This is a genomic window from Paraburkholderia caledonica (assembly GCF_000383275.1).
Classification (GTDB): Bacteria; Pseudomonadota; Gammaproteobacteria; order Burkholderiales; family Burkholderiaceae; genus Paraburkholderia; species Paraburkholderia caledonica.
The window spans coordinates 180653-203151 of sequence record NZ_KB911044.1; the positions used below are offsets into that span (position 1 = coordinate 180653).

Annotated in this window: 17 protein-coding genes; 14 read left to right on the forward strand and 3 right to left on the reverse strand. The window is 62.1% G+C overall.

The features are described 5' to 3' along the window. The first annotated feature begins 105 nt into the window (after positions 1-105). The 3 genes from H281_RS0126870 to H281_RS0126880 all read left to right on the forward strand — a co-directional run bounded on the left by H281_RS0126870 (position 106) and on the right by H281_RS0126880 (position 3028). Positions 106-990: a LysR family transcriptional regulator gene (locus H281_RS0126870; RefSeq protein ID WP_020070237.1), complete on the forward strand. Its 885-nt coding sequence runs from the start codon at positions 106-108 to the stop codon at positions 988-990. A gap of 66 nt (positions 991-1056) precedes the next feature. Beyond that, on the forward strand, positions 1057-1515 hold the full coding sequence (locus H281_RS0126875; RefSeq protein WP_020070238.1) for an Lrp/AsnC family transcriptional regulator: 459 nt from the start codon (positions 1057-1059) through the stop codon (positions 1513-1515). 406 nt (positions 1516-1921) lie between these two features. Further along, positions 1922-3028: a saccharopine dehydrogenase family protein gene (locus H281_RS0126880; protein WP_020070239.1), complete on the forward strand. Its 1107-nt coding sequence runs from the start codon at positions 1922-1924 to the stop codon at positions 3026-3028. A gap of 102 nt (positions 3029-3130) precedes the next feature. Here the strand turns inward: H281_RS0126880 and H281_RS0126885 are convergent, their stop codons facing one another. Then, the gene (locus tag H281_RS0126885) at positions 3131-3751 is read right to left on the reverse strand and encodes an AAA family ATPase (protein ID WP_020070240.1); all 621 of its coding nucleotides are present in this window, start codon (positions 3749-3751) and stop codon (positions 3131-3133) included. Beyond that, positions 3748-3888 carry a cytochrome bd-I oxidase subunit CydX gene (locus H281_RS37015; protein WP_164701951.1) on the reverse strand — a complete coding sequence of 47 codons (141 nt, stop codon included), beginning with the start codon at positions 3886-3888 and terminating at the stop codon, positions 3748-3750. The genes H281_RS0126885 and H281_RS37015 overlap by 4 nt, the downstream gene beginning before the upstream one ends. A 228-nt stretch (positions 3889-4116) precedes the next feature. Between H281_RS37015 and corA the strand changes: the two genes are divergently transcribed. The 11 genes from corA (at position 4117) to H281_RS0126945 (ending at position 21218) form a co-directional block, all read left to right on the forward strand. Continuing rightward, on the forward strand, positions 4117-5094 hold the full coding sequence (gene corA, locus H281_RS0126895) for a magnesium/cobalt transporter CorA (protein ID WP_027777171.1): 978 nt from the start codon (positions 4117-4119) through the stop codon (positions 5092-5094). Between the two features lie 353 nt (positions 5095-5447). After that, positions 5448-6410: a sugar ABC transporter substrate-binding protein gene (locus H281_RS0126900; RefSeq protein WP_020070243.1), complete on the forward strand. Its 963-nt coding sequence runs from the start codon at positions 5448-5450 to the stop codon at positions 6408-6410. A gap of 521 nt (positions 6411-6931) precedes the next feature. Next, the gene (locus H281_RS0126905; RefSeq protein WP_020070244.1) at positions 6932-8527 is read left to right on the forward strand and encodes a sugar ABC transporter ATP-binding protein; all 1596 of its coding nucleotides are present in this window, start codon (positions 6932-6934) and stop codon (positions 8525-8527) included. Then, positions 8524-9600: an ABC transporter permease gene (locus tag H281_RS0126910; RefSeq protein WP_020070245.1), complete on the forward strand. Its 1077-nt coding sequence runs from the start codon at positions 8524-8526 to the stop codon at positions 9598-9600. The genes H281_RS0126905 and H281_RS0126910 overlap by 4 nt, the downstream gene beginning before the upstream one ends. Positions 9601-9750: 150 nt before the next feature. Further along, positions 9751-10791 carry a LacI family DNA-binding transcriptional regulator gene (locus tag H281_RS0126915; RefSeq protein ID WP_020070246.1) on the forward strand — a complete coding sequence of 347 codons (1041 nt, stop codon included), beginning with the start codon at positions 9751-9753 and terminating at the stop codon, positions 10789-10791. A gap of 80 nt (positions 10792-10871) precedes the next feature. Next, positions 10872-11795, forward strand: coding sequence for a ribokinase (gene rbsK, locus H281_RS0126920; protein ID WP_020070247.1), 924 nt, complete (start codon positions 10872-10874; stop codon positions 11793-11795). A gap of 488 nt (positions 11796-12283) precedes the next feature. After that, on the forward strand, positions 12284-14098 hold the full coding sequence (locus H281_RS0126925) for a methyl-accepting chemotaxis protein (protein WP_020070248.1): 1815 nt from the start codon (positions 12284-12286) through the stop codon (positions 14096-14098). A 426-nt stretch (positions 14099-14524) separates the two neighbouring features. Next, complete coding sequence (locus tag H281_RS0126930) at positions 14525-15286, forward strand: 2-keto-4-pentenoate hydratase (protein ID WP_020070249.1); 762 nt, start codon at positions 14525-14527, stop codon at positions 15284-15286. A gap of 902 nt (positions 15287-16188) precedes the next feature. Further along, a complete protein-coding gene (locus H281_RS0126935) occupies positions 16189-18111 on the forward strand; it encodes a PrkA family serine protein kinase (RefSeq protein ID WP_013339422.1) in 1923 nt (640 codons plus the stop codon). A 123-nt stretch (positions 18112-18234) separates the two neighbouring features. After that, positions 18235-19506 carry a YeaH/YhbH family protein gene (locus H281_RS0126940; RefSeq protein WP_020070250.1) on the forward strand — a complete coding sequence of 424 codons (1272 nt, stop codon included), beginning with the start codon at positions 18235-18237 and terminating at the stop codon, positions 19504-19506. Then, complete coding sequence (locus tag H281_RS0126945; RefSeq protein WP_020070251.1) at positions 19503-21218, forward strand: SpoVR family protein; 1716 nt, start codon at positions 19503-19505, stop codon at positions 21216-21218. The genes H281_RS0126940 and H281_RS0126945 overlap by 4 nt, the downstream gene beginning before the upstream one ends. Before the next feature lie 164 nt (positions 21219-21382). Here the strand turns inward: H281_RS0126945 and H281_RS0126950 are convergent, their stop codons facing one another. Beyond that, a complete protein-coding gene (locus H281_RS0126950) occupies positions 21383-22420 on the reverse strand; it encodes a GSU2403 family nucleotidyltransferase fold protein (protein WP_020070252.1) in 1038 nt (345 codons plus the stop codon). Positions 22421-22499 lie beyond the last annotated feature (79 nt).

Here is a 22499-nt window from a genome sequence, read left to right on the forward strand (position 1 = left end):
GCGGATCGCTCAACCTGGCCGTGGGCGCTATTAGTAACACGTTATCCCTACAATGCGGCTCTTATGCGACAAACGCTTACAACCGAAACGAACAGGAAATAGCGGGTGGATAAATTCGTCAGCATGGAGATTTTCGTGGCCGTGGTCGAGGCGGGCAGCCTGACAGCGGCGGCAGAGCGCTTCGAGATTTCGTCGGCGATGGTCGGCAAACACATCCGCTCGCTCGAAGCCCGGCTCGGCACGCGCTTGCTCACGCGTACGACGCGCCGTCAAAGCCTCACGGAGATCGGGCGGCAATACTACGAGCAATGCAGGCGCATTCTCGCCGACGTGAAGGACGCAGAGTCGCTCGCGGAGTCCATGGCCGCCGCGCCGCGCGGCGTGCTCAAGGTCACAGTGCCGCTCACGTATGGCGTCGAGATATTTTCTCCCGCGATGACCGACTATCTGAGCGAGTGGCCCGAGGTCACGCTCGAGCTCGACCTGTCGAACCGCATGACCGACCTGGTGGAAGAGGGCTTCGACGCCGCCGTGCGCATCGGCCAGCTGCAGGATTCGAGCTTCGTTGCACGGCCGTTGAAACCCTATCGCATGCGCGCCTGTGCGTCGCCGGCGTATCTCGCGCGAGCGGGCATTCCACGTACACCGGCCGATCTCGCGCATCACGAATGCCTCGGTTTTCTCCATTGGGGCCGCGAGGGCGCGTGGCGCCTGGGCGGGGAAAGCACCGCCGAAAACGCGTTGCGCGCGGGGCGCTTTCGCGCAAACAACGGTCAGGCGCTGAAGGTGGCCGCGTTGCGCGGCTTCGGTCTCGTGCTGCAGCCGGAGGCGCTGCTCGCACGCGAGATTGCGAGCGGAGAACTGGTGTCGGTGCTGGAAGAGCATTTGCCTGAAGGCGCGCCGGTGCATCTCGTCTATCCGCGCGACCGGCGGGCCACGCCGAAGCTCACCAGTTTCATCGACTTCGTGATCGAGCGTTTCGGCGCGTGATGCTTGCCGCCTGACACTGAAGACGCGCGATAATCCGCAGCACTGCGACCACTTTCTTCTCCCTCGATGAGACCTCCGCGCCTCGACCAACTCGACGATCTCGACCGCAATCTGGTAGCGCTGCTTCAGGCGAACGCGCGCGAGAGCGTCGCCAATCTCGCGCGCCAACTCGACGTGGCGCGCACCACCGTGATCGCGAGAATTGCGCGGCTCGAGCGCAGCAACGTGATTGCGGGCTACAGCGTGCGGCTAGGCCAGGACGTGCTCGATTCGAGCATCTACGCGTACGTGGGCATCATCATTGCGCCGAAGCATGGGCCGGCCGTGCAGAAGCGCCTCGGCAAGATGCCCGAGGTGCAACTGTTATGCGCGGTGAGCGGTGAGTTCGATTACGTGGCCTGGCTGCGCGCGGATTCGCCGGATCGTCTGAACGATCTGCTCGATCAGATCGGCGGGCTGGAAGGCGTGGAGCGGACTACGACCTCGATCATTCTCGCGCGCAAGATCGACCGCGGGATGGTGTGAAGTGCTCCGTGTTTTTACGCCGTTTTGATGCGTTTTCGACGTTTCGTCGGCGTGGTTCGTCAAAACGTCGAAATTGGTAGTCATTGCGCAGCATTTTGCGTGTATGAACTGTTTTTGCTTCTCCCTAAACTGTCGCTCAAGGGTTCAGCCCGCCGCGCGCCGCGCCTTCATGGGCGGTGCATTCTGAAACTGGAGACAGCGCACAGAAAAGGCCGGACAGGCGCGGAAGCGCTGGCTTTGGTCGACCGCTGTGCATGGGATCAGAGTAAGTGCTGAAGCACCAACTCTGATCGACCGCTGTGCATGGGATCAGAGTAAGTGCTGAAGCACTAACTCTGATCGACCGCTGTGCGTGGGATCAGAGTAAGCGCTAAAGCGCCAACTCTGATCGACAATGGAGAAGAATATGAAAGTTGCCATCGTTGGTGCAGGTCTGATCGGTCACACCATCGCCCATATGCTGCGCGAAACCGGCGACTATGACGTCGTCGCGTTCGACCGCGATCAGCATGCGCTCGACAAACTAGCCGCGCAGGGAATTTCAACCCGCCGCGTGGATTCCGCCGATGCAGCCGCGCTGCGTGCCGCGGTTCATGGCTTCGACGCGCTCATCAACGCGCTGCCGTATTACCTCGCTGTGAACGTGGCCGCTGCCGCGAAAGGCGCAGGCGTCCATTACTTCGACCTGACCGAAGACGTGCGCGCCACTCACGCAATCCGCGCAATCGCCGACGACGCCGATCACGCGTTCATGCCGCAGTGCGGTCTCGCGCCGGGTTTCATCGGCATCGCCGCGCACGAACTCGCGAACCGCTTCACCGAAATTCGCGATGTCAAGATGCGCGTCGGCGCGCTGCCGCAGTTCCCGACCAATGCGCTGAAGTACAACCTCACGTGGAGCGTGGACGGCCTCATCAACGAATACTGCCAGCCGTGCGAAGCGATCCGCGACAGCCGCACGCAGTGGGTGCAGCCGCTCGAAGGTCTCGAACATTTTTCGCTCGACGGCACCGAGTACGAAGCGTTCAACACGTCGGGCGGTCTCGGCACGCTGTGCGAAACGCTGTCGGGCCGCGTCGAGTCGCTCGATTACAAGTCGGTACGCTATCCGGGCCACCGCAATCTGATGCAATTTCTGCTCGAGGACTTGCGTCTTTCGAGCGACCGCGACACGCTGAAAACGATCATGCGCCGCTCGGTGCCGTCGACCGCACAGGACGTGGTGCTCGTGTTCATCACGGTGAGCGGCATGCGCGACGGTCAGCTTGTGCAGGAAGTGTTCACGCGCAAGATCTTCGCAAAGACGATTTGCGGCGTGCCGATGAGCGCGATTCAAATCACCACGGCGGGCGCGATGTGCGCAGTGCTGGATCTGTTCCGCGAAAAGAAGCTGCCGCAACGCGGTTTCGTGCGTCAGGAACAGGTCTCGCTGCGCGACTTCCTTGGCAACCGCTTCGGCCAGTTGTATGAAGGTCAGGCGTTGGAGTCGCTGCAAAGCGCGGCGACCGTTTAACAAGCTGCGTCTGTCGACAAAAACGAACGCCCCGCATGCGGGGCGTTTTTCGTTTGCTTCGGTCACGCGGCGCTTGCTACACGTTGCGCCGCGGCACGGCCATCAGACAGGCAGCGGAGGCACCGTTGCCGACGCCACATGCGGTTCGCCGAGAATGCGCGCGAGCAGGGCGTCGTGATCCGCAGCGCTCGGCGCGGTGTTGTCGAACATCAGCAGATCGCGGCACATGTCGCCGGACGGCACGAAGCGCCGCTGCCGGTACTCGTTCCAATGCGCGAGCTTATACGCGTCGTTCGGATTGGCGCGTGCCATGATCCGCTGATGCGCCGTCTCCTCCGGCACCTGCACCCACACGACCCGCACGGTGACGTCCTTGCCGATACCGAGCCAGGCGCGATCGAAAAGCCGCCGCTCGCGGACTTCACGCGAGAGCGGCGCGACTACCAGTGCGCTCACGCCCAGTTCCAGATTGTCGCGCGCGGTTTCGACGAGACCCCGATACTCCGGCTCACGCAGATGCTCGAGGAAAAGCGGGCTGTCCCGATCGTTCGCGTTGCCGGTCAGCATGTGCATTGCGGCTGCGCTATAGCTGCCGTACAACGTGTCCTTGTCCAGCAGACAGAACGGCGAACCCGTTGCTTTCATCAGTGGGCCGATCAGTTTCTTTGCGAGCGTCGTCTTGCCCGTGCCTGCGTGACCGCAAATAAAGATCAGACGGCTCACGAAAATTGACCCTGCGCTTCGATTGCCGTGCGTTGCGACTCGCGCGCAAACTTGCTATTAGCTTGCAGCAAGATTGCATTGGCGACGCCAACGCCCAACGCCGGATCCATGCCGGCAATCCAGTTGATGTAGCACATTGCGGTCTCCTTGGTTTCGCTGTTTGCGACGATCATGAAGAAGAACGCGGCGGCACGCAAGGTCGGATGCGCGCGCCCATGCACGGTATTTGCGGCGCTTAACAATTCGATACATGAGAGCCGCCGCCAGCCCTTAACATGGCGGCTATCGCACTCCATTCATGCAGATCGGGCTACGCATACGCAACGCGTTGCAAGGCCGTTCTGTTCGCTTTCAGGGTAATCAAAATGCTGATCAATTGTGCCGCCTATCAGGACGGCCGGAAGCTGGCAGACATCGACATCGATAGCATCAGCGACTATGTCGCCCGCCCCGAATGCTTCGTCTGGGTCGCGCTAAAAGACCCGGGCCCCGGCGAACTCGCAGTGATGAAGCACGAATTCGGCTTGCACGACCTCGCGATCGAAGACGCGCAGAACGGCCATCAGCGTCCGAAGATCGAAGAGTACGGCGAGTCGCTGTTCGCCGTGATGCATACCTTGGAGATGGACGAGGATTGCGAACTGCTGATCGGTGAAGTAGACGTATTCGTCGGAGCTAACTACGTGCTGTCGGTGCGACGCGGCACCCGCGCGGGCTTTCAGAATGTGCGCGCGCGCTGCGAGCGCGAGCCGCAGCTGCTCAAGGCGGGCGCGGCGTTCGTGCTGTATGCGCTCGCCGACGACATTGTCGACCGCTATTTTCCGATCGTCGAGGCGATGAACACCGAAATCGAAGCGATTGAAGACCGCATCTTCGAGCGTAACGACTCGGCGGGCTCGCGCGCGATCATCCAGGATCTGTATTCGTTAAAGCGGCGCCTCGTGATTCTTCAGCATCACATCGCGCCGTTGCAGGAGGCGATCAGCAAGCTGACGGGCGGGCGCATTCCGAGCGTGTGCGAAGGCATGCAAGCTTACTTTCGCGATGTTTACGATCACCTTGACCGTATCGTGCGCATCATCGACGGACGGCGGGAAATGGTCGTGACCGCGGTGCAGGTGAACCTCGGCATGATCTCGCTGGCGGAGAACGAAGTGACTAAACGGCTCGGTTCGTTCGCCGCGCTGTTCGCCGTGCCGACCATGATCGCCGGTATCTACGGCATGAACTTCCAGAACATTCCGGAACTGCATTTCCGCTACGGCTATCCGCTGTGCCTCGCGATCATGCTGACCGTCGACGTCATCCTTTACTTGCGTTTCCGTAAGGCCGGCTGGCTCTGATCCGACTCACGCCAATGTGTGGTCCCCGCTTGCATGCGGCGCAATAAAAGTCCAGCATAGGCGGCCCGCCGACTGCCGAAGTTGCAGCCGGCGGCAAAACCGTCACGCGCCGACCGAGCGAGGACCCTTTTGCTACACACCATCAGTACAGACGCACGGCTCACGCTTCGGCGCGAGGCGAGGGGCCGACTGCGTCTGGCTGGCAGCACACTGCAGTTTGTGCGTGCCGGTGCACTGCAACACCACGATTCGTTGACAATTCAGTCGCAGTGCGCTGAGAATGAGTCCCGCAAACGTTTGCGCGTAACTAAAAATACGGTTCGACCTTGAACCGACAAACCCAGGAGATATGCATGAGCAACCGCATTCGCCGCCGCATCGTCGCGGCCGCAATCCTCGCCACCGCTAGCACCGCCTTGCCGTTTTCCGCAGCTTATGCCCAGAACGCACCCGCGCATAAGCCGAAAGTCGCGCTGGTGATGAAGTCGCTCGCCAACGAGTTTTTCCTGACCATGGAAACCGGCGCGAAGGATTACCAGAAGCACAACTCGTCGCAGTTCGACCTGATTACGAACGGCATCAAGGACGAGACCGATACGGCGAACCAGATTCGCATCGTCGAACAGATGATCGTCTCGAAGGTGGACGCGATCGTGCTGGCTCCGGCCGATTCGAAGGCGCTCGTGCCGGTCGTCAAGAAGGCCGTGGACGCGGGGATCATCGTCGTGAATATCGACAACCGGCTGGACCCCGACGTGTTGAAGTCGAAGGACCTGAACGTGCCGTTCGTCGGACCGGATAACCGCAAGGGCGCGCAAAAGGTCGGCGACTACCTCGCGAAGAAGCTGAAGGCGGGCGACGAGGTCGGCATCATCGAGGGCGTCTCGACCACCACCAATGCGCAGCAGCGCACTGCTGGCTTCAAGGACGCGATGCAGACCGTCGGCGCGAAGGTCGTCTCGGTGCAGTCGGGCGAATGGGAAATCGACAAGGGCAATGCAGTTGCGTCGGCCATGCTCAACGAGTACCCGAACCTGAAGGCGCTGCTCGCGGGCAACGACAACATGGCGATCGGCGCGGTCTCCGCGGTGCGCGCGGCGGGTAAGCAAGGCAAGGTGATGGTAGTCGGTTACGACAACATCAACGCGATCAAGCCGATGCTGAAAGACGGCCGCGTGCTCGCCACCGCCGACCAGTACGCCGCGAAGCAGGCGGTGTTCGGTATCGATACCGCGCTGAAAGCCCTGAGCGAGCACAAGAAGCAATCGCAGTTGTCGGGCGTGGTGGAAACGCCGTGCGATCTGGTGACGAAGTAAGCGTCGCCGACACCGACCCTGATCGACTGGCAGGGCGCGCGGAGTCGCGCTGACGAGGCGACGCGAACGCGGCTGGAATCTCGCCGTGAACGGGGCCCGGTAGTGGCTGTAGTGGTGGCTGCGAATGACGACAGTGAATTCGGCTGCGGGTGTGCCAGGTCTTGGTGAAAGCCGAGGCGTAAGCAAAGCCGATGGCAGAGCAAGGCCGAAGCAAAGACCGCAGCCGCGCCACCACGAAGCTACATCCAGGCCCAAACCAGGCCAAACCACGCCACCAGCGCCGCCAAAAACCACGACTCCGCGCTTACTTTTCAATAGACGCTCAATAGCCGCTCAAGAAACCTGCCGGGCCGCCGTTAATTCAGAGGTAAGCGTCATGACGGCGGCTGCGCGGCGGAGGGAGCGCAGCCTTAGCGCCTGCGCATTCCGCGCACTGGGCCGGCATTGACCACACGGCGCCGGACGCGCCCTCGTCGAGCCAATCGTACGAGGCACGCCTGACGCGGTGAAACAGGATCGCGATGGATTCAACCGACCACGACGCCTTGCCTGCCATTCTGTCCGTTAGCGGCATTGGCAAGACTTACGCCGAACCCGTGCTCGCCGACGTGTCATTGTCGTTGCGCGCCGGCGAGGTATTGGCGCTCACCGGCGAGAACGGCGCCGGCAAGAGCACGCTGTCCAAGATTATCGGCGGTCTCGTCGACCCGACCGCCGGCACCATGCGCCTCGCCGGCCAGCCTTACGCGCCGGCCAGCCGGACCGAAGCCGAAGCGCTCGGCGTGCGGATGGTGATGCAGGAGTTGAACCTGCTGCCGACGTTGTCGGTGGCGGAAAACCTGTTTTTGAACCGCTTGCCGCGCGCGGGCGCGTTCAGCTTCGGCTGGATCGACCGGCGCAAGCTGCGTGAGGACGCGCGGCACGCGATGGCGCAGGTCGGGCTCGACGCGATCCATCCGGATACGTTAGTGGGCGAACTCGGTATCGGCCATCAGCAGATGGTGGAGATCGCCCGCAATCTGATCGACGATTGCCGCGTGCTGATCCTCGACGAGCCAACGGCGATGCTGACCGCGCGCGAAGTCGATCTGCTGTTCGAGCAGATCGACAGGCTCAAGGCGCGCGGCGTCGCGCTGGTCTATATCTCGCACCGGCTCGAAGAGCTGGCGCGAGTGGCCGAGCAGATCGCGGTGCTGCGCGACGGGCGCCTCGTGCACGTCGACGCGATGGCCAATCTGACGAGCGACGAAATCGTCACGTGGATGGTCGGCCGCGAACTGGGCGAGCAGATCGATCTCGGCGTGCGCAATATCGGCGCGCCGCTGCTGAAAGTGGATCGGCTCACGCGCGGCAAGGTCGTGCGCGACGTGTCGTTCGAAGTCCGCGCGGGCGAGATTTTCGGCGTCAGCGGTCTGATCGGGGCGGGCCGCACGGAGTTGATGCGGCTGATTTATGGCGCCGATCAGAAAGACAGCGGCGCGGTGGCGCTGGCCGCCACGCCGGGTGCGCCGCCCACGCCTGTGCGGATCGATTCGCCGTCGGACGCGGTGCGCGCGGGCATCGCGCTCATCACCGAAGACCGCAAGGGCGAGGGCCTGCTGTTGCCGCAGCCGATTGCGGCCAACGTGTCGCTCGGCAACATCGGCAGCGTGGCGCGGCACGGCATCGTCGATGCGAAGCGCGAAAACGCGCTGGCGAAAAAGCAGATCGACGCAATGAGGATTCGCAGCTCCGGACCGGGGCAGATTGTCGGCGAACTGTCGGGCGGCAACCAGCAGAAGGTCGTGATCGGCCGCTGGCTCGCGCGCGATTGCCGCGTGCTGTTATTCGACGAACCTACGCGCGGCATCGACGTCGGCGCGAAGTTCGATATTTATGGCTTGATGGGCGCGCTGGCTCGTGAAGGACGCGCGCTCGTCGTGGTGTCGAGCGACCTGCGTGAGCTGATGCTGATCTGCGACCGGATCGGCGTGATGTCCGCAGGAAGCCTGACAGGTGTGTTCGAACGCGATACATGGTCGCAGGACGCGTTGCTGGCGGCCGCTTTTGCCGGCTACCGCAGCCGCGAGGCGCTGTTGCACACACTCGATACCAATGAAGCAGGGAGTTTGTCATGACCGATCAATCGTTGCGCGAAACGTCGGGCGCAAAGCAGGGCGGAGCGGCTGCAAACGGCGACACCAATGCAAGCGGGAACGTTAACGCGGTCCCGGCCGATCCATCCGCGCCCCTCGCGAGCGGCAAGCCGGCCGGCACGCGGCTGGGATTTTCGAATTACCTCGGTCTTGCCGGCGCATTGCTCGGCATGATCGTGTTGTTCTCGCTGCTCAGTTCGCACTTTCTGACGTACGACACGTTCAGCACGATCGCCAATCAGATTCCGGATCTGGTCGTGATGTCGGTGGGCATGACCTTTGTGCTGATCATTGCGGGCATCGATCTGTCGGTCGGTTCCGTGCTCGCACTTGGCGCGTCGGTGGTGAGTGTGGCGGCGCTGAAGTGGGGCTGGGGCCCGTTGCCGTCGGCGCTGCTCGGCGTCGCCGCCGCGGCGCTGACAGGCACGATTACCGGCGCGGTCACGGTCGGCTGGCGGATTCCGTCGTTCATCGTGTCGCTCGGCGTGCTGGAGGCCGCGCGCGGCCTCGCCTATCAGATGACGAATTCGCGCACCGCGTACATCGGCGACGCGTTCGATTTCCTGTCGAACCCGATCGCGGTCGGCATCTCGCCGGCGTTCCTGATCGCGGTGGCGGTGATGGTGATCGCGCAACTCGTGCTGACGCGCACGGTGTTTGGCCGCTATCTGGTCGGTATCGGCACCAACGAAGAGGCCGTGCGGCTCGCGGGCGTCAATCCGCGGCCTTATAAGGTGATCGTGTTCGCCCTGATGGGCGCGCTCGCCGGCCTCGCGTCGCTATTCCAGATTTCGCGTCTGGAGGCGGCCGATCCGAACGCGGGTGTCGGCGTGGAACTCCAGGTAATCGCGGCGGTCGTGATTGGCGGAACCAGTCTGATGGGCGGGCGCGGTTCGGTTATCAGTACATTTTTTGGCGTGTTGATCATTTCGGTGCTGGCGGCCGGGCTCGCGCAGATCGGCGCGAACGAGCCGACCAAACGCATGATTACAGGCGCGGTGATCGTGGTGGCAGTGGTGCTGGATACATACCGCAGCCGCCGCAAGCGTGCCTGACACTGGAAGATTAGCGCGTGTCGGGCGGTTGCAGGGCTGTTTGCAGTAAAGCGTAAGAATTGACGAGTGTGACGTGCCTTCGATAAGGATGTCTTGCAGGTCGGCAGTAAGCATGACCGGCGGGAAAAACAGGCGGGAGAGCAACAGGTTATGGCGACGATCAAGGATGTAGCGGCCGTGGCGGGCGTGTCCTTCACCACGGTGTCCCACGTGGTGAACAACTCGCGTCCCGTGTCGGCAGACGTGCGCGCGAAGGTCGAGCACGCCATTCGCCAGCTTCACTATGTGCCGTCGGCGGTGGCCCGTTCGCTGAAGGCGCGCGCTACCGCGACCATCGGACTCGTCGTGCCGAACAGTACGAACCCGTATTTTGCGGAGCTCGCGCGCGGCATCGAGGACGGTTGCGCCCGCAACGGCTACTGCGTGTTCTTCTGCAATTCCGACGACGACCCAGCAAAGCAGCGCAATTATTTGCGCGTGCTGCAGGAAAAGCGGATCGACGGACTGATCGTCGCGTCCGCCGGCGACGACGCGGTACTCGCGCAGACTCTCGCCGACGCGCGCGAGCCGCTCGTGATCGTCGACCGCAACATTGAAGGCGTGAACGCCGATCTCGTGCAGATCGATCATGAAAAGGGTGCATATCTGGCTACCCGTCATCTGCTCGAACTTGGACATGTGCAGATCGGCTGCATCAGCGGGCCGGTCGAGACGGCGGTGAGCGCGATGCGGGTGCACGGCTTTATCCGCGCAATGACCGAACGCGGCATCGAAATTCCGCCCAATGCGATCGTCGAAAGCGATTTTTCGGGCACCGGCGGCCATCGCGCGGCCGCGCAGCTGTTCGACACGCTCAAGCCGTCAGCTATTTTTGCGTGCAACGACATGATGGGCATCGGCGCGTTGCGCGCCGCGGCGGAGCGCAATATCAGCGTGCCGCGCGACTGTTCGATCATCGGTTTCGACGACATCGAACTCGGACGCTTTACGTATCCGGCGCTGTCGACCGTCGGGCAATCGGTGCGCGCGCTCGGCGACATGGCCGCTCAGACGCTGATCGAACGCATCGCGGGCAAGTCGTCGGCGAGCGCGCGGCCAGCCGGTCGTCGACGTGTGGTCTCGCCGCGGCTCATCGTGCGCGAATCGACGTCGGCATGGGCCGGCGCGGGAAAACGCGATCTCGCGGCTTGAGCGCGGGCGGCCGGCTTGGACGTGTGTCGAGCCGCCATGCACATCGGCGGGTTCAGAAAGCTGGATTTCGGGAGAAGCGAGTGTCAAGTAACGAAACGCGTGCACGCGTGGCAGTTGTCGGCAGTCTGAACATGGATCTGGTCGCGCGCGCGCCGCGTTTGCCGCATCCCGGCGAAACGCTGGCCGGCCGCACGTTCGCGCAGGTCGCGGGCGGCAAGGGCGGCAACCAGGCGGTGGCCGCGGCCAGACTCGGCGCGCAGGTGTCGATGCTCGGCTGTGTCGGCGCGGACGCGAACGGCGCCCAGTTGCGTGCGGGGCTCGAAGCGGAAGGCATCGACTGCGCGGCGGTCGAGACCGGCCGTGAGGCGACGGGCGTCGCGCTGATCGTCGTCGACGATGCGAGTCAGAACGCGATTGTGATCGTCGCCGGCAGCAATGGCGAAGTGACGCCTGAAACTATTGCGCGTCATGAAGCGGTTCTGGCCGCCGCTGACGTGGTGATCTGCCAGCTCGAAACACCACTCGACACGGTGCAAGCGGCGCTGGCCACGGCGCGGCGGCTCGGCAAGACGGTCATTCTGAATCCGGCGCCGGCCACAGGTCCGCTTCCCGCCGAGTGGCTGCCGCTCATCGACTATCTAATACCGAACGAACTGGAAGCGGCGACGTTGACCGGCTTGCCCGTCGGCTCGCCCGAAGAAGCGGCCACTGCGGCTGCCGTGTTGCGCGCGGCCGGCGCGCGCAACGTGCTGGTGACGCTCGGCCCGCGCGGTGTGCAGGCGGCGCTCGAAGGCGCGGCGCCGGCCTTGTACGACGCGCCGAAGGTCAAAGCCATCGATACGACGGCGGCCGGCGACACGTTCATCGGCGGTTTCGCCGCGCAACTCGCGCAGGGTGCGAGCGTGGATGCGGCGATCCGCTTCGCGCAGCGCGCGGCGGCGCTGTCGGTCACGCGCGCGGGCGCGCAGCCGTCGATTCCCACGTGGACAGAGGTGGAAGGCTGAGTGTTGGGATGAGGGCGGCGCCGGGCTGCTGACGTCGGTCCTTTCATGCCATGCTGCGAAGTTCGGCGCGTGCGGCGCTTGTTGAGTATGCTGTGCACCCGCGCTTGGCACGCTTTCACGCCGCCCCGGTTTCTTGCTCGCGCGGATCTGCTGATCTGCTAATCCGCCGAGCGGCCGAATCAGCGAGCGCCAAAAGCCGAGTGCCGACCCCGTCGGCCGATTAAATAGTTAGCAGCTAGCCAGTCGCCACTTCACCATTCCCCGCTTCAACGCTAAACCCCAGCCTCAGTCAACCCGGCTGCACGCACCGCGTCTCATCTCCTGCACCACGCCCCCGCGCGATCTTCCTTGCATTTCTTGCTAACTTCCGGCAACCGCCTTTCTTCATACTAGAAGCGCTTCAAGTATCCCGCTTACGTGCCGTAAACGAGGCTAATAGAACAACGCGTCTAAGCGCGCGCTCTCATCCGTCTACTACAGGAACAAGCATGTTGAACAAAGGAATTTCGATCAAGGCGCGGATCGGCCTGACGATGGCTTTTCTCGCGGCGCTGCTCGTCGGCATCGGCGCGTTCGGTCTGTTCGGCATGGGCCGTTCTAACGACGCGTACAAGGATACCTTCATGAGCTCGATGCCGAGCGCGGTCAACATCGGCAACGCCGAGTTGTTCGCGGCGCGCGAGCGTCTCGCGCTTGACCGCGCAGCGTTCATGATGGGTACGCCGGAAGTCACGGCGACGCTGGAGCGCGCGCGGGGCATGCGTGCCACGTCCGACATGTGGTGGAAAAAGTACATGGACCTGCCGCGTGAGCCGGAGGAAGAACGCCTCACGCAAGTCGTGGTCGGCAAGCGCGATGCACTGCATCAACAAGCCGAAGCGTTCTCAGCCATCGTTACGGCTGGCGATCAGAGCAAGTTGATCGACGGCGCGAAACGCATGCAGGCGGCCTACAACGAACTCGCGACTGCCGACGAGGCGCTCAGCAAATATCAGTTCGATCAGGCCCGGCAGGGTTTCGAGTCCGCGCAGTCGAGCTTCGAGATGTTCCGCATGGTCAGTCTCGGCGCGCTCGTCGCCGGTGTCCTCGCGGCGCTGCTGTCGTATGTGGCGCTCAGCCGGGCAATCGCCCGCCCGCTCGCCGAGGCGTTGGGTCATTTCGACGCGATCGCCGCGGGCGATCTGCGCCGTCAGGTCGTCATCACGTCGCGTGACGAAATGGGGCAGGTGCTCGAAGGTATCGGGAAGATGCAGCGCAGTCTCACCGAAACGGTGCGCGCAGTGCGCGGCGGAAGTGAGTCGATTGCTACCGCGACGCGCGAGATCGCGGCCGGCAACATTGACCTGTCGTCGCGCACGGAAGAGCAGGCGTCCGCGTTGCAAGAAACAGCGTCGAGCATGGAACAATTGACCGGCACCGTGAAGCAGAACGCCGAGAACGCCCGCCAGGCAAGCTCGCTCGCGGCCAATGCATCGGAAATCGCCAACAAGGGCAGTGCGGTCGTCGGCCAGGTGGTCGGCACGATGGGCGAGATCAACCAGAGTTCCGCGAAGATCGCCGACATCATTTCGATCATCGAAGGAATCGCGTTCCAGACCAACATCCTCGCGCTGAATGCGGCCGTGGAAGCCGCCCGTGCCGGCGAAGACGGGCGCGGTTTCGCGGTCGTCGCAGGGGAAGTGCGCAGCCTTGCGCAACGCTCGTCGGCGGCGGCCAAGGAAATCAAGGAGTTGATCGATACGTCGGTGGACCGCGTGCAGTCGGGCTCGGCGCTCGTCGACGAAGCGGGTCGCACGATGACCGAGATCATCGGCGCGGTGCAGCGCGTGACCGACATCATGGGCGAAATCGCCGCGGCCTCTGAAGAGCAGAGCAGCGGTATCGACCAGGTGGCGCGCGCCGTCACCCAGATGGACGAAGTGACACAGCAAAATGCCGCTCTCGTCGAAGAAGCGGCCGCAGCGGCGTCTTCTCTGGAAGACCAGGCCGGCAAGCTGCGCGGCGCGGTCGCCGTGTTCCAACTGCAAGACGGTGGCGCGCAGATGCCGGGCGGCTCGCTGTCCCGGCATCTGCCGACGCCGGCACGGGTTGCCCCGGCTGTGCCGCGGTCGGCGCCTCGTGCAGCCCCGCGCGCAAGCGCAGCGGCGCCGGTTCAGCACGTAAGCGCTGCTCCCGCGCCTTCGGCAGCAGCCGCGCCGGCACCCGCGCCTGCAGCACCGAAAGCCGCTCCCGCGCCGCGTGCGCCCGCCAAGGCTGCGGCCGTCGCGAGCGCAGGCAGCGATCAGGACTGGGAAACGTTCTGACCTGACGTCTAAGGTAGTGGCCTGTACGCCGCTCGGGCCGCGGGAACGTGCGCTGCAATGATCGTTCCCGACGCGTCGGCTGCGGAAGCCTTGGCGGCTGAGCCGACTGCAAATGAGACCGCGCTTGCTTATGTAAGCGCGGTTTTTTTATGGCGTGTGCATTAAGTCGCGTTTGTCGAGCGGCCGACGCCCTGGCGGGCTTCACGATCCGGTACATTGACGGGCGCGGCTACGGTAATTCGTGACCGGATCGCGGCTCGGCTGTCGGCGACGCTGCGGCTGTCCGGCCCCGAGGGGCGCTGCCGCGCAAACCGCCGCGTGGCTAAGTGCCGCTCAGCAACGTCTCGTCGCCGCTTTACTACTCTTCACCATCGCTAACCACCGCGCTGCAGTAACCGTTAAATGCGCCAGCCATAAAGGACCGACATGACGCCACACGACCTCGCGCACCGCCTCGTCGAAGCACGGCGGCAGCATCGCCCGATCGACGGGCTCGTGCCCGAACAGATGCCGCCGGACGCCGCCACCGCTTACGCGATCCAGCAGGCGGTCATCGAGGGTCTCGGCGACTCCACCGGTGCGTGGAAGATCGGCGCGAAGGTGCCCGGCGGAGCCGCCTCTGGCGCGCCGATCCCCGCTTCGCTGGTGCTGCCTTCGCCCGCGCGAGTCGCTCACGCGGGCTTCTTTCGCGTGCTGCTCGAGCTCGAGATCGCGTTCCGCTTCTCCGAGGCGATCGAGCCCCGCGGCCGTGCCTACGCGCGCGACGAGGTCCTCGCGCTGGTCGGCGAAGTGCTGCCGGCCATCGAGATCGTCGATAGCCGCTTTGCGGAATGGCCCAACATCGCGCCTCTTGCCCAACTCGCCGATGCCCAAAATAACGGAGCGTTGATCACCGGCCACCCGGTGCCGTACGCGGGACTCGCGCGCGGCTTCGATTTTGTTTCGCCGGAACTGGAGCTGAGCTTCGACGGCAATTCGCTCGTGCCGGACGCGACCGGTAATCCCGCGGGCGACCCGCGCGAACTGCTAGTGTGGTTCGTCAACCATTGCGCCGCCATGGGCATCACGATCGAGCCGGAGTGGACGTTGACCACGGGCTCTTATGTCGGTGCGCACAATGTGGGCAAACCCGGCGTTGTGCGCGGCCATATCGACGGGCTCGGAGAGGTCGAGATCGAACTGACCTGAAGCCGTGACACTGTGTGATGTGACACGGTGCCCGGTTTCTATCCGATGTCGTTCTTGTAACGGCGCATTACAAACACCACGTTTAACGGCTGCCGATGGGCGGCCGTTTTACATTTGATGCGTCTGCGCTTACTGCTTAGCCGTATACCCTATTGAACCGTTTGAATGCCGCGCCGTTATCCAGTTAACGGACAGCGAAGGGACAGCGAAGGGAGAGCGAAGAGAGAGCGAACAGCGAGCGAACTGAGCGGCCGCGAGCGGTAAGAAACATACATGCGCGATACCGGTGGCGCACATTCTGCAAGAGTCTGAGTGAGTGCGAGCGATGCAGGCAACCATGTCGTCGACGCGGTTATGTCAAAGCGGCGAAGCAGGGAAAGCGTGGCTCGATAGCGAAGCATGGAGAGCGGTACAACGATTTCTGAGTCGATGTGAATCACGATGGAACAAAAGCTCGCGTACATGGACGAACAGCATGGAAGTACGCCGGCGAGCCGCACATGCGACGGCGGTCGACAGACATGTAACAGATGCGAAGACATGTAGACCAAACGCATGTCCATGCGTTAGGAAGGAAAGTGCGATAGCAAAAAGAGCGGGGACGTAGCGCGAATTTTGCAAGGCGCTGGCTTCAAGGTACGCGGTGTGCGAGTGCAGCCATCGCGTGAACGCAAGTGTTGGAGTGGCTTGGTGAGCGAGCTGTTCGATCCTTCGACGCGCAAGATTGTAGGTCGTCGAAACAAGCTTTCCAAGTGATGAATGTTGGGAGGCGAATGCGGCGCGATTTTCGCAACGTAGTTCGTGAAAAAAAATTTAAAAGGGTTTAGGATGAATTCGAGCGATGTCGTTTCCGAATAGCGCGCCGCGCACGACATCGGTCTAGACTTCGGCGAGGAGGTAGCATGGATATCTACAGCAGTTTCGCGACCCGCTTCGAGAAAACACGAGAGGACGAACTCTCGCTCGAGGAGTATCTCGCGCTCTGCAAAGACAATCCCGCCGCGTACGCCACGGCTGGCGAACGCATGTTGACGGCAATCGGAGAACCCGAACAGATCGATACTCGCAACGATCCGCGTCTGTCGCGTATCTTCGCGAACAAGGTCATCAAGGTATACCCCGCATTCCGTGAGTTCTACGGAATGGAAGAGGTGATCGAGCAGGTGGTCGCCTACTTCCGGCACTCGGCCCAGGGGCTCGAAGAGAAGAAGCAGATTCTGTATCTGTTAGGCCCGGTCGGCGGCGGTAAATCGTCGATCGCGGAACGCCTGAAGCAGCTCATGGAGCGCGTGCCGTTCTACGCGATCAAGGGCTCGCCCGTGAACGAATCGCCACTCGGTTTGTTCGACTACGACGAGGACGGTCCGATCCTCGAAGAGCAATACGGCATACCACGCCGCTACCTGAAAAGCATTCTGAGCCCGTGGGCGGTCAAGCGCCTGCACGAGTACAACGGCGACATCCGTAAATTCCGCGTGGTGCGGCGCTATCCGTCCATCCTGCGGCAAATCGGTATCGCCAAAACGGAGCCTGGCGACGAGAACAATCAGGACATCTCGTCGCTCGTCGGTAAGGTGGACATCCGCAAGCTCGAACAGTATGCGCAAGACGATGCTGACGCATACAGCTACTCGGGCGGCTTGTGTCTCGCGAATCAGGGCCTGCTCGAATTCGTCGAAATGTTCAAGGCGCCGATCAAGGTCTTGCACCCACTGCTCACCGCGACCCAGGAAGGCAACTTCAAGGGCACGGAAGGCTTCGGCGCGATTCCTTTCGACGGCGTGATTCTCGCGCACTCGAACGAGTCGGAGTGGAAGGCGTTCCGCAACAACCGCAACAACGAAGCATTGCTCGACCGGATCTTCGTCGTGAAGGTGCCGTACTGCCTGCGCTACTCGGAAGAGATCAAGATCTACGAGAAGCTGTTGCGCAATTCGTCGCTCGCCAATGCGGTATGCGCTCCCGGCACGTTGAAAATGATGGCGCAGATGTCGGTGCTCACGCGCTTGCAGGAGCCTGAAAATTCGAGCCTCTTCTCGAAGATGCAGGTCTACGACGGCGAGAATCTGAAGGACACCGATCCGAAGGCGAAGTCGTACCAGGAGTACCGCGACTTCGCAGGCGTGGATGAAGGGATGACCGGCGTGTCGACCCGCTTCGCGTTCAAGATTCTGTCGCGCGTGTTCAACTTCGATTCGACCGAAGTCGCGGCGAATCCGGTGCACCTGATGTACGTGCTCGAACAGCAGATCGAGCGCGAGCAGTTCCCACCGGAAACCGAGCAGAAGTATCTGTCGTTTATTAAAGACGTGCTTGCCTCGCGCTACGCGGAATTCATCGGTAAGGAGATTCAGACCGCTTATCTGGAGTCGTACTCCGAGTATGGGCAGAATATTTTCGATCGCTATGTGACGTATGCCGACTTCTGGATTCAGGATCAGGAGTTCCGCGATCACGACACTGGCGAGAGCTTCGACCGCGCGGCATTGAACGCCGAACTGGAGAAGATCGAGAAGCCCGCCGGCATCAGCAACCCGAAGGATTTCCGCAACGAGATCGTGAACTTCGTGTTGCGCGCGAGAGCTGCGAATGCAGGGAAGAATCCTGCGTGGATCAGCTACGAGAAGCTGCGCGTGGTGATCGAAAAGAAGATGTTCTCGAACACGGAGGAGTTGCTGCCTGTCATCTCGTTCAACGCCAAAGGCTCGGCGGAAGAACAACGCAAGCACGAAGACTTCGTCAACCGGATGGTGGCGAAGGGCTATACGCCGAAGCAGGTGCGCTTGCTCTGTGACTGGTATCTGCGCGTGCGCAAGTCGTCATGATCCGCATTGCGTGCCGCCCGCGCGGTCCGACCGCGCGGGCACCCTGCGAGGCGCAAGCTGCATGGACATAGCACTGGACCATGCAGCGTACGTCTCGCGACGAGTCGACAAGGGAGACGAGGCGTGCTTCATCAAATCATCGACCGCAGGTTAGCAGGCAAGAACAAAAGCATTGCAAATCGCGAGCGTTTTTTGCGTCGCGTTAAGAACTATATTCGTCGCGCCGTTTCGGAAGCGGTGCGCGACCGCAGCATCAAAGACATACAGAACACGCAGAGCATTACGATTCCGCGCAAGGACATCGCAGAGCCGTCGTTCCGGCACGGGCCGGGCGGCCGGCGCGAAATGGTGCATCCGGGCAACTCCGACTACATCCGCGGCGACAAGATTCAGCGTCCGCAAGGCGGTGGCGGCGGTGGCGGTGGCGGCCAGGCCAGTAACGAAGGCGAAGGGCAGGATGACTTCGTGTTCGAACTGAGCCGTGAAGAGTTCATGCAATATTTCTTCGACGACCTCGAATTGCCGCGGCTCGTCAAAACTCACCTGATGGCCGTGCCCACGTGGAAGAGCATTCGCGCCGGCTGGGCAGCCGAAGGCACGCCGAACAATATCGACGTGGTCCGTTCGTTGCGCAGCGCGCTGGGCCGCCGCATCGCACTCGGCGCACCGCTCGTCAATCAGTTGCACGAGATGGAGCGGCAACTCGAGGTCATGAAAGCGGACCCCGACGACCGTCGCGAAGACATCAAACTGCTCGAAGAGGAAATCCACCACTTGCGCGGGCGCATCTGGCGCATTCCGTTTATCGATCCGTTCGATTTGCGATACGTGAACCGCGTGAAGCAGCCGACGCCGTCCAGCCAGGCCGTGATGTTCTGTCTGATGGATGTGTCGGGTTCGATGGATGAGCAGCGCAAGGATCTGGCGAAGCGCTTTTTCATCCTGCTGTACCTGTTTCTCAAGCGCAATTACGAAAAGATCGAGGTGGTGTTCATCCGCCACCACACGCGCGCGGAAGAGGTCGACGAAGACACTTTCTTCCATTCGACGGAAAGCGGCGGCACGGTCGTGTCGAGCGCGCTCGAACTGATGCAGAAGGTCATGGACGAGCGCTATTCGCCGACTGAATGGAACATTTACGGCGCGCAGGCGTCGGACGGCGACAACTGGACCGACGACTCGCCGAAGTGCCGCAAGATACTCTCGGATGACATCCTGGAGAAGGTGCGCTATTTTGCGTATATTCAGGTGACGCCCGAAGAGCAGAACCTGTGGCTCGAGTATGCGCAACTGGCGTTGAGCCAGCCGCATATGGCGATGAAGAAAGTCGAAACCGCGGCTGACATCTATCCGGTGTTTCGCGAGTTGTTCGAAAAGCAGGTGGCGTCGTCATGACGGACAAGCACTTGCACAACGAAGCGCGCGGCTATCAGCCGGAGCGTGGGAAAGGCGTGCCGCAGCGTCAGTCGGGGCATGCCGAGGCAGCGGCGGACGCGGTCCGACCCGTCGCAGCCGGAGCAGTCGACAACGCTGAAGCACGGGGACACACCGGAACGCCCACTGAGGGGCAAAGGGAAGTCCGTATGAACGTAGCCGATAGACGGCCTCTGCCGTGCCCGTCCGACTGGACCTTCGAGTTGATCGAAGAGTACGACTCGCATATTGCCCGTGTTGCAGAGCAATATGAGCTCGACGTGTATCCGATCCAGCTGGAACTCATCAGCGCTGAACAGATGATGGACGCTTATGCATCCGTCGGCATGCCGGTGAATTACCGGCACTGGTCGTTCGGCAAGCACTTTCTCTCTACCGAAAAAAGCTACCGTCGCGGGCAGATGGGGCTCGCGTACGAGATCGTCATCAATTCGAACCCCTGCATCGCGTATCTGATGGAAGAGAACACGATGACGATGCAGGCGCTCGTCATCGCGCATGCGGCGTATGGGCATAACTCGTTCTTCAAGGGCAACTATCTGTTCCGGCTGTGGACGGATGCGCATGCCATCATCGATTACCTCGTCTACGCGAAGAACTACATTGCCGAGTGCGAGGAGCGCTTCGGGCTCGACCGTGTCGAAGAACTGCTCGATTCGTGTCATGCGCTAATGAACTACGGCGTCGATCGCTATAAGCGTCCGCAGAAGCTGTCGCTCGAAAAGGAGTTCGCCGCGCGCCGCGAACGCGAGGCGTACCTGCAGTCGCAGGTGAACGAACTGTGGCGTACGCTGCCCACGCGGCATACGCCGTTGCCCGAGGAAATCGAGGAGCGTTATCCGCCGGAGCCGCAGGAAAATCTGCTGTATTTCGCGGAGAAAAACGCGCCGTTGCTGGAGCCTTGGGAGCGCGAGGTGATCCGCATCGTGCGGAAGGTCGGACAGTACTTTTACCCGCAGCGGCAGACGCAGGTCATGAACGAAGGCTGGGCCACGTTCTGGCACTACACGCTGCTCAACACGATGTACAACCAGGGCAAGCTGGAAGACGGCTTCATGATGGAGTTTCTCCACTCGCACAGCAATGTGGTCTATCAGCCGCCCGTCACGAAGCCTTACTACAGCGGTATCAATCCGTACGCGCTAGGTTTTTCGATGATGAGCGATATTCGCCGCATCTGCGAAAACCCTACCGACGAAGACCGCAAGTGGTTCCCGGAACTGGCCGGCAGTCCGTGGCTTCCCGCCATGCACTACGCAATGCGCAATTTCAAGGACGAGAGTTTTGTCGCGCAGTACCTGTCGCCGCATCTGATCCGGGAAATGCGTCTGTTCTCGGTGCTCGACGACGATATGCGCGACGCGCTCGAAGTCTCCGCGATTCACGACGACAGCGGCTATCAATATGTGCGCCAGGCATTATCGCGGCAGTACGACATGCATCATCGCGAGCCGAATATCCAGGTGTGGTCGGTGAATACACGTGGCGACCGCAGTCTGACGCTGCGGCACTTCATGAGTGACAACCGCCATCTTTCATCCGATAGCGACGAAGTGCTCAAGCACATGGCTCGTTTGTGGCAGTTCGACGTGTATCTCGAAAGCGTCGATGAAAACGGCACGGTCAGGAAGCGTTACGAGTGCCGCTACGTGCCGCCGGCCGTGAGGGCGTAACGCGGCGGTTAGGGGGCGCTTAGGGGCGCTTAGGGGTCTCTTGGGCGCGCCCGCCGCTGTTGTGGCCGGCGCGCCTGTCTCTTTGTGGAGTCCAAAGTCGAGCCTGGCTTTCCCGACGGGTGAGTCGTGACGGTCGGCGCTCGAATCTGCTCACGGGTTATGGCTTACGCCCGGGCGCCCAGATCAGCCAGAAAATCCCGCGCCCGCTCCGACAAGCCCGGGGCGAGGTTCAACGCCTGAGTGGCCGCCGCTGCGACCCGAGTGCGCGCGTTCTCCTCCAGTTCGTCGGCGGCTGTCGTCAGCCAGTCCGGAAACTTTTCCGCGAGCGCGTCGATCAACACGGCGGCCTGCCGCCGGTCCTTGTCTGCCTTCAGCGCACGCGACGGGTCGCGAAGCGTGCTGACTATAAGCTTGTGAAGCGCGAATCTGGCGGGGTCGGGCAGCATCACCGGCACAACGTGTTCCTTGCCGAGGATAAAGCCGCGCGTAGGGTTCGATACCAGATACCTGAAGTAGGGAAGCCCGGTCGCGTGGGCGCGCAAGTGCGGCAGGGCCTTCGTCTCGTAAGCCTCGGTACCCGGCACGAGTAAGTCCACCTTGAGGGGCTGTCCACGCGCCTTGAACGACGTGGACGGCTTTCGCGAGTCCAGTTCCGGCACCTCGAGAAACGGAATACCGCTATCACGAAGGATGTCGAGAAAGCTGCGCTCTTCGGGGATAGCCACCGAAATGCTGCCGGTGCTGCCAATATCGATGTCTTCTGTCCTGTAATTCGCAGGCAGCCGGACGCCGAGGCTGTTCAGAAGCGCGCCGAAGGCGTGGGAGCCGACCAGCACGCCGCCGTGGCTGAAAATGCCCGCGTTAAAGAGCGTTGCCAGCGTGAGCGCCGAAGAGTTGTCCGCGGCTGCAAAGTTGGCCTTGCGCAGTATCTGGACCTCGGCGGCAAGCGCGCGCATCTCCGCGCTCTCAAGTAGTTTCGCCTCGAGCGCAGCTTCGGTAGCAGGCTCGCCGGCGCGGCCAAGCGACGTTTCCTTATGCTTTCCCGATGCCAGATAGACGCGCCAGTAGGTGTACGTTTTCCCGTCGACGGTCTTCTGGGCGGCCGATCCCGGAGAGTGCAGGGGAATGTGGCCTTGTGCGCTGGCGCGCTCGGTGACGGACGAATACAGCGTTTGCAGTGCGTCGTTGTGGAAGCTGGCCATGGCTGACGTCTCCTTATACCCTGTGATTAAACATTAGGGTATAAATAGACCGGCGTCAAATTTATACCTCACGATCCAA